This is a genomic window from Micromonospora sp. BL4, from assembly GCF_003667505.1.
In the GTDB taxonomy this organism is placed as follows: Bacteria; Actinomycetota; Actinomycetes; order Mycobacteriales; family Micromonosporaceae; genus Micromonospora.
This window is the reverse complement of the sequence record NZ_RCVJ01000275.1, coordinates 1-1,025: the sequence shown is the minus strand read 5'-3', so window position 1 is coordinate 1,025 and position 1,025 is coordinate 1. Positions and strand designations below refer to the sequence as shown.

1 protein-coding gene is annotated in these 1,025 nt (G+C 73.3%); it reads left to right on the top strand.

Features of this window, described 5'->3' with window-relative positions:
• Positions 1–796: 796 nt before the first annotated feature.
• On the top strand, positions 797–1,025 hold a 229-nt coding region (locus EAD89_RS30100; protein WP_147458898.1), incomplete at its 3' end, for a TSUP family transporter.

Below are 1,025 nucleotides of genomic sequence, written 5' to 3'. Positions count from 1 at the left end.
CGAGCCTTATCGTCGGCAGCGTCAGATGGGTATAAGAGACAGGGACGCGGGGGGCGGGCAGCGCGCGCAGGGCGCGGACGGTCTGCCGGAGTTGGTGTGCGTTCCAGCCGGGGACGAAGGACAGGTGGGTCGCGGCGACGGTGAGCGGGCCGTGCGGGGTGTCCAGGACGGCGGCGAGCACGACGCGGGGTTCGTCGTGCAGCAGGACGAGGCCGCCGCCGGGGCCGGGTACGTAGACCGGGGAGCGCACGGGTGCGGGCTTGAGTCGGGTGACCTGCCAGCTGCGCACGGGGTGGCGGCTGATCAGGCCGATGCCGTAGCAGGGTTCGCCGTGGCCGTCGTCGTCGTGGCGCAGGGGCCGGAACTGTTCGCCGGGCGTGCCGACGACGGCGGCGGCGAAGCGGTGGTGGGGTGCGTCGAGGGCGCGGGCGGCGATGGCGGTGAGGTCGAGGTTGCCGCTGCGGCTCTGGTCGCGGTCGACCTCCTGCAGGGCCAGCACGTCGGCGTCGAGGGCGCGCACGGCGGCGGTGAGTCGGTCGGGGTCGACGAGCCCGTCGGTCAGGGATCGTCCGTGCAGCACGTTGAAGGTGGCCAGGCGCACTCCTGCACCCTACGTCCCCGTGGCAGGGTTGCCGGGTGGTGAAACTGCTGCTGTGTTCGGTGCTGGTGTTCGTGGCGATGGGCGCGTTGGGGGTGTGGTTGCGGCGGGCGCGGGGTCGTTGACGTGCGGGGGTGTGAGTGAGGCTGGCCACTTCGGTGCGGGTCGCGCGGGTCGGGGTGGGGAGAATTGCCGCCCGTGGACGCCGTATCGCTGAGCACTCTCCTGGCCGCCGCGGCCCTGGCCGGCTGGGTCGACGCCGTGGTCGGCGGTGGTGGTCTGCTGTTGTTGCCGGCGTTGCTGGTGGCCGCGCCCGGATTGCCGGTGGCCACCGCGTTGGGCACGAACAAGCTGGCCGCGATCTTCGGTACGGCCACCGCGGCGGCGACGTACGCCCGGCGGACGAAGGTGGACTGGCGGGTGGCGG